This window comes from Kurthia huakuii LAM0618 (assembly GCF_000505545.1).
Classification (GTDB): domain Bacteria; phylum Bacillota; class Bacilli; order Bacillales_A; family Planococcaceae; genus Kurthia; species Kurthia huakuii.
Genome location: NZ_AYTB01000022.1, coordinates 1 through 10,245 on the forward strand (window position 1 = coordinate 1; position 10,245 = coordinate 10,245).

1 protein-coding gene, 18 tRNA genes and 4 rRNA genes are annotated in these 10,245 nt (G+C 47.3%); 1 reads left to right on the forward strand and 22 read right to left on the reverse strand.

From position 1 onward, the window contains the following. Positions 1 to 2,668, reverse strand: a 23S ribosomal RNA gene (locus tag V514_RS0117460); the annotation flags it as partial. Positions 2,669 to 2,859: 191 nt separating this feature from the next. Further along, positions 2,860 to 4,415, reverse strand: a 16S ribosomal RNA gene (locus V514_RS0117465). A gap of 425 nt (positions 4,416 to 4,840) precedes the next feature. Between V514_RS0117465 and V514_RS0117470 the strand changes: the two genes are divergently transcribed. Continuing rightward, positions 4,841 to 6,535, forward strand: a complete 1,695-nt coding sequence (locus V514_RS0117470) for a methyl-accepting chemotaxis protein (RefSeq protein WP_029501117.1) — start codon at positions 4,841 to 4,843, stop codon at positions 6,533 to 6,535. A 211-nt stretch (positions 6,536 to 6,746) separates the two neighbouring features. On the opposite strand, the gene V514_RS0117475 is transcribed toward V514_RS0117470, so the two are convergent. From V514_RS0117475 to V514_RS0117570, 20 genes are all read right to left on the reverse strand, one after another. Next, positions 6,747 to 6,819 (reverse strand) — tRNA-Lys (locus tag V514_RS0117475). A gap of 1 nt (position 6,820) precedes the next feature. Next, positions 6,821 to 6,896, reverse strand: a tRNA-Thr gene (locus V514_RS0117480). Between the two features lie 9 nt (positions 6,897 to 6,905). Continuing rightward, a tRNA-Glu gene (locus tag V514_RS0117485) sits at positions 6,906 to 6,977 on the reverse strand. A 1-nt stretch (position 6,978) separates the two neighbouring features. After that, positions 6,979 to 7,055: transfer RNA gene (locus V514_RS0117490), tRNA-Asn, on the reverse strand. A gap of 24 nt (positions 7,056 to 7,079) precedes the next feature. Continuing rightward, positions 7,080 to 7,156: transfer RNA gene (locus tag V514_RS0117495), tRNA-Ile, on the reverse strand. A gap of 9 nt (positions 7,157 to 7,165) precedes the next feature. After that, positions 7,166 to 7,241, reverse strand: a tRNA-Phe gene (locus V514_RS0117500). 11 nt (positions 7,242 to 7,252) lie between these two features. Continuing rightward, positions 7,253 to 7,329: transfer RNA gene (locus V514_RS0117505), tRNA-Asp, on the reverse strand. Positions 7,330 to 7,345: 16 nt separating this feature from the next. After that, positions 7,346 to 7,438: transfer RNA gene (locus V514_RS0117510), tRNA-Ser, on the reverse strand. 9 nt (positions 7,439 to 7,447) lie between these two features. Then, a tRNA-Met gene (locus V514_RS0117515) sits at positions 7,448 to 7,521 on the reverse strand. Between the two features lie 19 nt (positions 7,522 to 7,540). Then, positions 7,541 to 7,616 (reverse strand) — tRNA-Ala (locus tag V514_RS0117520). A 9-nt stretch (positions 7,617 to 7,625) separates the two neighbouring features. After that, positions 7,626 to 7,702 (reverse strand) — tRNA-Pro (locus tag V514_RS0117525). Between the two features lie 5 nt (positions 7,703 to 7,707). Further along, positions 7,708 to 7,784: transfer RNA gene (locus V514_RS0117530), tRNA-Arg, on the reverse strand. Between the two features lie 28 nt (positions 7,785 to 7,812). After that, positions 7,813 to 7,901: transfer RNA gene (locus tag V514_RS0117535), tRNA-Leu, on the reverse strand. Positions 7,902 to 7,906: 5 nt separating this feature from the next. After that, positions 7,907 to 7,981 (reverse strand) — tRNA-Gly (locus tag V514_RS0117540). A gap of 52 nt (positions 7,982 to 8,033) precedes the next feature. Beyond that, positions 8,034 to 8,118 (reverse strand) — tRNA-Leu (locus V514_RS0117545). Positions 8,119 to 8,125: 7 nt separating this feature from the next. Continuing rightward, positions 8,126 to 8,200, reverse strand: a tRNA-Gln gene (locus V514_RS0117550). A 9-nt stretch (positions 8,201 to 8,209) separates the two neighbouring features. After that, positions 8,210 to 8,293: transfer RNA gene (locus tag V514_RS0117555), tRNA-Tyr, on the reverse strand. Between the two features lie 9 nt (positions 8,294 to 8,302). Further along, a tRNA-Val gene (locus V514_RS0117560) sits at positions 8,303 to 8,378 on the reverse strand. A gap of 10 nt (positions 8,379 to 8,388) precedes the next feature. Then, positions 8,389 to 8,504 (reverse strand): 5S ribosomal RNA (rrf, locus tag V514_RS0117565). 117 nt (positions 8,505 to 8,621) lie between these two features. Beyond that, positions 8,622 to 10,245, reverse strand: a 23S ribosomal RNA gene (locus V514_RS0117570); the annotation flags it as partial.

A 10,245-nucleotide genomic window follows, 5' to 3' on the forward strand; every position in this document is an offset into this window, starting at 1 on the left:
CAAATTTCCTACGCCCACGACGGATAGGGACCGAACTGTCTCACGACGTTCTGAACCCAGCTCGCGTACCGCTTTAATGGGCGAACAGCCCAACCCTTGGGACCGACTACAGCCCCAGGATGCGATGAGCCGACATCGAGGTGCCAAACCTCCCCGTCGATGTGGACTCTTGGGGGAGATAAGCCTGTTATCCCCAGGGTAGCTTTTATCCGTTGAGCGATGGCCCTTCCATGCGGAACCACCGGATCACTAAGCCCGTCTTTCGACCCTGCTCGACTTGTAGGTCTCGCAGTCAAGCTCCCTTGTGCCTTTACACTCTGCGAATGATTTCCAACCATTCTGAGGGAACCTTTGGGCGCCTCCGTTACCTTTTAGGAGGCGACCGCCCCAGTCAAACTGTCTGCCTGACACTGTCTCCCACCCCGATAAGGGGTGCGGGTTAGAAGTTCAATACATTTAGGGTAGTATCCCAACAACGCCTCCACCGAAACTGGCGTTCCGGTCTCTCAGGCTCCTACCTATCCTGTACAAAATGTATCAAAATTCAATATCAAGCTACAGTAAAGCTCCATGGGGTCTTTCCGTCCTGTCGCGGGTAACCTGCATCTTCACAGGTACTATAATTTCACCGAGTCTCTCGTTGAGACAGTGCCCAAATCGTTACGCCTTTCGTGCGGGTCGGAACTTACCCGACAAGGAATTTCGCTACCTTAGGACCGTTATAGTTACGGCCGCCGTTTACTGGGGCTTCAATTCTCAGCTTCGCTTGCGCTAACCAATCCTCTTAACCTTCCAGCACCGGGCAGGCGTCAGCCCCTATACATCACCTTACGGTTTAGCAGAGACCTGTGTTTTTGATAAACAGTCGCTTGGGCCTATTCACTGCGGCTCTCTCGGGCTTGCACCCTACCAGAGCACCCCTTATCCCTAAGTTACGGGGTCATTTTGCCGAGTTCCTTAACGAGAGTTCTCTCGCTCACCTTAGGATTCTCTCCTCGACTACCTGTGTCGGTTTGCGGTACGGGCACCTCTCACCTCGCTAGAGGCTTTTCTTGGCAGTGTGAAATCAGGAACTTCGCTCTAAGAGCTTCGCTATCACAGCTCAATGTTAAAGAGTGCGGATTTGCCTACACTCACACCTCACTGCTTAGACGCGCATAACCAACAGCGCGCTTACCCTATCCTACTGCGTCCCCCCATTACTCAAATGGTGAGGAGGTGGTACAGGAATATCAACCTGTTATCCATCGCCTACGCCTATCGGCCTCGGCTTAGGTCCCGACTAACCCTGAGCGGACGAGCCTTCCTCAGGAAACCTTAGTCATTCGGTGGATGGGATTCTCACCCATCTTTCGCTACTCATACCGGCATTCTCACTTCTAAGCGCTCCACCAGTCCTTACGATCTGACTTCACAGCGATTAGAACGCTCTCCTACCACGGACATCTGAGATGTCCATCCACAGCTTCGGTGAATCGTTTAGCCCCGATACATTTTCGGCGCAGCGTCACTCGACCAGTGAGCTATTACGCACTCTTTAAATGATGGCTGCTTCTGAGCCAACATCCTGGTTGTCTAAGCAACGTCACATCCTTTTCCACTTAACGATTACTTGGGGACCTTAGCTGGTGGTCTGGGCTGTTTCCCTTTTGACTACGGATCTTATCACTCGCAGTCTGACTCCCGCGTATAAATCATTGGCATTCGGAGTTTGTCTGAATTCGGTAATCCGGGATGGACCCCTAGTCCAAACAGTGCTCTACCTCCAAGATTCTTAGCCGCGAGGCTAGCCCTAAAGCTATTTCGGAGAGAACCAGCTATTTCCAGGTTCGATTGGAATTTCTCCGCTACCCACACCTCATCCCCGCACTTTTCAACGTACGTGGGTTCGGGCCTCCAGTAAGTGTTACCTTACCTTCACCCTGGACATGGGTAGATCACCTGGTTTCGGGTCTACAACCACATACTCATTCGCCCTATTCAGACTCGCTTTCGCTACGGCTCCGCCTTATCAGCTTAACCTTGCATGGGATCGTAACTCGCCGGTTCATTCTACAAAAGGCACGCTATCACCCATTAACGGGCTCTAACTACTTGTAGGCACATGGTTTCAGGATCTCTTTCACTCCCCTTCCGGGGTGCTTTTCACCTTTCCCTCACGGTACTGGTTCACTATCGGTCACTAGAGAGTATTTAGCCTTGGGAGATGGTCCTCCCAGATTCCGACGGAATTTCACGTGTTCCGCCGTACTCAGGATCCACTCTGGAGGGAATGAACTTTCAACTACAGGACTGTTACCTTCTTTGGTGGGCCTTTCCATGCCGCTTCGCTTAACTCATTCCTTTGTAACTCCGTATAGAGTGTCCTACAACCCCAAGGAGCAAGCTCCTTGGTTTGGGCTCTTCCCGTTTCGCTCGCCGCTACTAAGGGAATCGAATTTTCTTTCTCTTCCTTCAGGTACTTAGATGTTTCAGTTCCCTGAGTCTGCCATCATCACGCTATGAATTCACGTGTAGATACTGTCCTATTAAAAACAGTGGGTTCCCCCATTCGGAAATCTCCGGATCAAAGCTCACTTACAGCTCCCCGAAGCATATCGGTGTTAGTGCCGTCCTTCATCGGCTTCTAGTGCCAAGGCATCCGCCATGCGCCCTTAATAACTTAACCTATATAAGTTATTAAGCCTAAAAATTAAAACTTAATAATAAAAAAATCTATAATAGAAATTTGTTTGTTACTTTCAATGTCGTTTTATCCAGTTTTCAAAGAACAAGTTTTAGAAGATTCATAAACCTTCAAAACTGAACAGCAAGTGTAATCGTAGATGACCGAGTCATCTATTCCGTAATAATCCTTAGAAAGGAGGTGATCCAGCCGCACCTTCCGATACGGCTACCTTGTTACGACTTCACCCCAATCATCTATCCCACCTTAGACGGCTGGCTCCATAAATGGTTACCCCACCGGCTTCGGGTGTTACAAACTCTCGTGGTGTGACGGGCGGTGTGTACAAGGCCCGGGAACGTATTCACCGCGGCATGCTGATCCGCGATTACTAGCGATTCCGGCTTCATGTAGTCGAGTTGCAGACTACAATCCGAACTGAGAACGGTTTTATGAGATTGGCTAACCCTCGCGGGCTTGCAGCTCTCTGTACCGTCCATTGTAGCACGTGTGTAGCCCAGGTCATAAGGGGCATGATGATTTGACGTCATCCCCACCTTCCTCCGGTTTGTCACCGGCAGTCTCCTTAGAGTGCCCAACTAAATGATGGCAACTAAGAATAAGGGTTGCGCTCGTTGCGGGACTTAACCCAACATCTCACGACACGAGCTGACGACAACCATGCACCACCTGTCACCAATGTCCCCGAAGGGAAAGTCTTATCTCTAAGACGGTCATTGGGATGTCAAGACCTGGTAAGGTTCTTCGCGTTGCTTCGAATTAAACCACATGCTCCACCGCTTGTGCGGGCCCCCGTCAATTCCTTTGAGTTTCAACCTTGCGGTCGTACTCCCCAGGCGGAGTGCTTAATGCGTTAGCTGCAGCACTAAGGGGCGGAAACCCCCTAACACTTAGCACTCATCGTTTACGGCGTGGACTACCAGGGTATCTAATCCTGTTTGCTCCCCACGCTTTCGCGCCTCAGTGTCAGTTACAGACCAGACAGTCGCCTTCGCCACTGGTGTTCCTCCAAATCTCTACGCATTTCACCGCTACACTTGGAATTCCACTATCCTCTTCTGCACTCAAGTTCCCCAGTTTCCAATGACCCTCCACGGTTGAGCCGTGGGCTTTCACATCAGACTTAAGAAACCACCTGCGCGCGCTTTACGCCCAATAAATCCGGACAACGCTTGCCACCTACGTATTACCGCGGCTGCTGGCACGTAGTTAGCCGTGGCTTTCTAATAAGGTACCGTCAAGGCGCGTTCATTACCTAACGCACTTGTTCTTCCCTTACAACAGAGTTTTACGATCCGAAAACCTTCATCACTCACGCGGCGTTGCTCCATCAGACTTTCGTCCATTGTGGAAGATTCCCTACTGCTGCCTCCCGTAGGAGTTTGGGCCGTGTCTCAGTCCCAATGTGGCCGATCACCCTCTCAGGTCGGCTATGCATCGTTGCCTTGGTAGGCCGTTACCCTACCAACTAGCTAATGCACCGCGGGCCCATCCTGTAGTGACGCCGAAGCGCCTTTTAGCTTAAAGCCATGAGGCTAAAAGAGTTATCCGGTATTAGCTCCGGTTTCCCGAAGTTATCCCAGTCTACAGGGCAGGTTGCCCACGTGTTACTCACCCGTCCGCCGCTAGGTTGTTTGAAATGCAAGCATTCCAAACAACCTCGCTCGACTTGCATGTATTAGGCACGCCGCCAGCGTTCGTCCTGAGCCAGGATCAAACTCTCCATAAAAAGTGTTTGAAAGCTCATTTGCTTTGCTAGCGTTATCTTGCTTGATAACATTTTTTTCGATTCTTAATTGAACCGAATTTATTGTGATTACATCTTGCTTGTTCAGTTTTCAAGGTTCATTTTGCTATCGTTCTCAGACGACTTAATTATCATAACATTTCTTCTTTAAGTTGTCAACAACTTTTTTAAAGTTTGTTATTTTTGATTAAGTTTTGTATGTCATTTCTTAACGACAAGATACATTATACACCCTACATATAATAATGCAATAGTTTTTCAATATTTTTTTAAACTATTTTATCTATATTACGGATTATTACACCAAGTAAATATATTATACTATTATTTTTTCTATTTTTGTTGTTAAATAGGTATTTATTACCCATAATGGATATATACTCATAGAAAGGGATGGAATTAAATTAATGATTAAGCTATCGATTCAGCACAAAATTCAAGTTTTAATCGTAGCTATTTTAGTATTTGTTTTAATAACAGTTGGTCTAATTAGTAGTTTACAAATCCGATCATCTTTAACAAATGAATATGAACTACGTTTACAACAAAATTTTGAGTTAATAGAAGAAACGCTACAACAACAATACAAAGGAAACTGGTCACTTAAAAATGATATGTTGATGAAAGGGACGACTAATATTGCGCAAGAGACATCTTATATCGATACGTTAGGTGAAAAATCAGGAACGGCTATCACGATTTTTAAAGGAGATACGCGAATCAATACAAATCTTAAACAAGATGGTGTACGTCAAATAGGAACTAAAGTATCACCAGAAGTTGCAACCGCTGTTTTAGATAAAGGGGAATCTTACCATGGCACTGCTACAGTTTTAAATAAATCGTATTTAACTATGTACAAACCATTAAAATCTTCTGATGGACAGATTATAGGAATGTTATTTGCCGGCATTCCTTCTAGTGATATTACAACTGCTATTACAGCCATGCTCATTAAAATTGGTATGACGATTATTTTATTAGCATTCATCGCCTATATCATTAGCGCAATTATTATTTCGCGTATTACGAAGCCGCTAAAAATATTAACAAAAGATATTGCCGCAATTGCTGAAGGTGAAGGTGATTTAACAAAACACGTTACGATTACTACACAAGATGAAATTGGTGAGCTTGGCACGTCATTTAATAAAATGCTCACTACGCTGCGGACGATGATGCAACGTGTTCACGACACGTCTAGCGCGTTAACTGCCGCTTCAGAAGAATTAGCCTCTGCTGCTTCTAGTACATCATCGAATACTGCCCATTTAACAAAAGATCTTCATACATTAGCAACAGGTGCAACAGAGCAAAAAATACATGCGTTAGAAAATACAGAAGCAATGCATGATGTATCTGGCGGTATCGAACAAGTAACACATACAAATGAAAGGATTTCTAATTATTCAATTGATACATTAGAAATGTCGCACGAAGGCATTGAAACAATTAATCATTTAGCACAGCAAATGGACCATTTAACACAGTCAATCGAAACGAGCAATGATGCTGTCACACAATTAGCTACCCATGCTTCTACAATTGATAAAATCGTCGAAGCCATTCGCGATATCGCGGATCAAACTAATTTATTAGCACTTAATGCTTCCATTGAAGCTGCACGCGCTGGTGAACATGGGAAAGGTTTTGCCGTTGTTTCTGAGGAAGTACGAAACTTAGCTGAACAGTCTAAACAAGCAGTAACCGAGATTTCAACAATGGTGCACACGATGCAATCTTTATCTCAAACTGCTCAGCAATATATTAAGGAAAGTCAACATGATTCAAAAGAAACGAGTAAAGTATTTAAATCAACGAATAAAAGTTTTACAGCTATCACAACGAATATTTCTCATGTATCATCTAATATTCAAGAAGTTTCTTCTATTGCTGAAGAATTGTATGCACGTATTGAGCAAGCTAACAGCGCGACTGCTGTTGTAGAAAAAATCGCTTCTACAGCTAAACAGCAAACAGAATCTGCGATGCAATTATCCGATACAAATCTTCATTCCATGCACGAAGTTGAATCGGCTGCCGAAAAACTATCGGAAAATGCCGATATCTTACAGCATTTAATTAGTAAATTTAAATATTAGGTAGCAACAATACAAAAGAGGCTGGGACAAAACAGTTCATTTTCCTTTTTTAGCGTTCGCAACAAAAAACCGGAACCGCGCCACAGCGCGATTCCGGTTTTTCTTATGCTCATCTGAGAAGATATTTTTACACGTATGTCCCAGCCTCTTTTTACTATTAATTTAATTTTGAGCAAACAAAAAAGCGAATGCAATTTGCACTCGCTTAATATGAGTCATGCAGGATTCGAACCAGCGACCCTCTGATTAAAAGTCAGATGCTCTACCAACTGAGCTAATGACTCATGGTGCCGGCGAAAGGAGTCGAACCCTCGACCTACTGATTACAAGTCAGTTGCTCTACCAACTGAGCTACACCGGCATATGAAAATGACCCCTACGGGATTCGAACCCGTGTTACCGCCGTGAAAGGGCGGTGTCTTAACCGCTTGACCAAGGGGCCATGGCTCCGTTGGCAGGACTCGAACCTGCGACCCTCTGATTAACAGTCAGATGCTACTACCAACTGAGCTACAACGGAATAAACATGGAATTATAAATTTAATGGTGGGCCTAAATGGACTCGAACCATCGACCTCACGCTTATCAGGCGTGCGCTCTAACCAGCTGAGCTATAGGCCCATTAAAAAATGGTGGGTTTGGACGGAATCGAACCGCCGACACTTAGAGCTTCAATCTAATGCTCTACCAACTGAGCTACAAACCCACATATAAAAATGGCGGTCCGGACGGGACTCGAACCCGCGACCTCCTGCGTGACAGGCAGGCATTCTAACCAGCTGAACTACCGGACCGTATTAAAAATAAAAATGGAGGAGGTAGAGGGATTCGAACCCCCGCGCGGTTTGACCCGCCTGTTGGTTTTCAAGACCAATCCCTTCAGCCAGACTTGGGTATACCTCCAAAGGATTATGGCGGCCGAGGGGATCGAACCCCCGACCTCCCGGGTATGAACCGGACGCTCTAGCCAGCTGAGCTAGGCCGCCATAATAAATAATATAAAATTGGTGGAGCCTAGCGGGATCGAACCGCTGACCTCCTGCGTGCAAGGCAGGCGCTCTCCCAGCTGAGCTAAGGCCCCATTGCTAAATGGTCGGAATGACAGGATTCGAACCTGCGACCCCTTGGTCCCAAACCAAGTGCTCTACCAAGCTGAGCTACATTCCGATAAATGGTGCGCCCAGCAGAAGTCGAATCCACAACCTTCTGATCCGTAGTCAGACGCTCTATCCAATTGAGCTATGGGCGCAAAAAAATAATATTAAATTTAAATAAAATGGTGCCGAGGGCCGGAATCGAACCGGCACGGTAGTCACCTACCGCAGGATTTTAAGTCCTGTGCGTCTGCCAGTTCCGCCACCCCGGCATAATTGGAGCGGAAGACGAGGTTCGAACTCGCGACCCCCACCTTGGCAAGGTGATGTTCTACCACTGAACTACTTCCGCATTATGCAAAGATTAAAAATTAATCTGGCAATATAAAGTTTTAAAATATAAATGGTGCGGGTGAAGGGAGTCGAACCCCCACGCCTTGCGGCGCTAGATCCTAAGTCTAGTGCGTCTGCCAATTCCGCCACACCCGCATATAAATGGCTGGGGTACCAGGATTCGAACCTGGGCATGACGGAATCAAAATCCGTTGCCTTACCGCTTGGCTATACCCCAATATTAAAATGGTGGAGGGGGGCAGATTCGAACTGCCGAACCCGAAGGAGCGGATTTACAGTCCGCCGCGTTTAGCCTCTTCGCTACCCCTCCAGATAAAAATGGTGGAGGATGACGGGATCGAACCGCCGACCCCCTGCTTGTAAGGCAGGTGCTCTCCCAGCTGAGCTAATCCTCCATATATAACAGCCTAGCAACGTCCTACTCTCGCAGGGGGAAACCCCCAACTACCATCGGCGCTAAAGAGCTTAACTACTGTGTTCGGAATGGGAACAGGTGTGACCTCTTTGCCATCATCACTAGACTTATGTACAAGGATGTACTGACTTACGCGTTACAACATGGACGTTGTGAACTTAGCGTAAGTTCCTTGAAAGAATTGTTCTTTCAAAACTGGATAAAATGTGACATGAAAGTATATTTGGTTAAGTCCTCGACCTATTAGTATTCGTCAACTCCGTATGTCGCCATACTTCCATCTCGAACCTATCTACCTGATCGTCTTTCAGGGGTCTTACTTACTTGCGTAATGGGAAATCTCATCTTGAGGGGGGCTTCATGCTTAGATGCTTTCAGCACTTATCCCGTCCACACATAGCTACCCAGCGATGCCTTTGGCAAGACAACTGGTACACCAGCGGTGTGTCCATCCCGGTCCTCTCGTACTAAGGACAGCTCCTCTCAAATTTCCTACGCCCACGACGGATAGGGACCGAACTGTCTCACGACGTTCTGAACCCAGCTCGCGTACCGCTTTAATGGGCGAACAGCCCAACCCTTGGGACCGACTACAGCCCCAGGATGCGATGAGCCGACATCGAGGTGCCAAACCTCCCCGTCGATGTGGACTCTTGGGGGAGATAAGCCTGTTATCCCCAGGGTAGCTTTTATCCGTTGAGCGATGGCCCTTCCATGCGGAACCACCGGATCACTAAGCCCGTCTTTCGACCCTGCTCGACTTGTAGGTCTCGCAGTCAAGCTCCCTTGTGCCTTTACACTCTGCGAATGATTTCCAACCATTCTGAGGGAACCTTTGGGCGCCTCCGTTACCTTTTAGGAGGCGACCGCCCCAGTCAAACTGTCTGCCTGACACTGTCTCCCACCCCGATAAGGGGTGCGGGTTAGAAGTTCAATACATTTAGGGTAGTATCCCAACAACGCCTCCACCGAAACTGGCGTTCCGGTCTCTCAGGCTCCTACCTATCCTGTACAAAATGTATCAAAATTCAATATCAAGCTACAGTAAAGCTCCATGGGGTCTTTCCGTCCTGTCGCGGGTAACCTGCATCTTCACAGGTACTATAATTTCACCGAGTCTCTCGTTGAGACAGTGCCCAAATCGTTACGCCTTTCGTGCGGGTCGGAACTTACCCGACAAGGAATTTCGCTACCTTAGGACCGTTATAGTTACGGCCGCCGTTTACTGGGGCTTCAATTCTCAGCTTCGCTTGCGCTAACCAATCCTCTTAACCTTCCAGCACCGGGCAGGCGTCAGCCCCTATACATCACCTTACGGTTTAGCAGAGACCTGTGTTTTTGATAAACAGTCGCTTGGGCCTATTCACTGCGGCTCTCTCGGGCTTGCACCCTACCAGAGCACCCCTTATCCCTAAGTTACGGGGTCATTTTGCCGAGTTCCTTAACGAGAGTTCTCTCGCTCACCTTAGGATTCTCTCCTCGACTACCTGTGTCGGTTTGCGGTACGGGCACCTCTCACCTCGCTAGAGGCTTTTCTTGGCAGTGTGAAATCAGGAACTTCGCTCTAAGAGCTTCGCTATCACAGCTCAATGTTAAAGAGTGCGGATTTGCCTACACTCACACCTCACTGCTTAGACGCGCATAACCAACAGCGCGCTTACCCTATCCTACTGCGTCCCCCCATTACTCAAATGGTGAGGAGGTGGTACAGGAATATCAACCTGTTATCCATCGCCTACGCCTATCGGCCTCGGCTTAGGTCCCGACTAACCCTGAGCGGACGAGCCTTCCTCAGGAAACCTTAGTCATTCGGTGGATGGGATTCTCACCCATCTTTCGCTACTCAT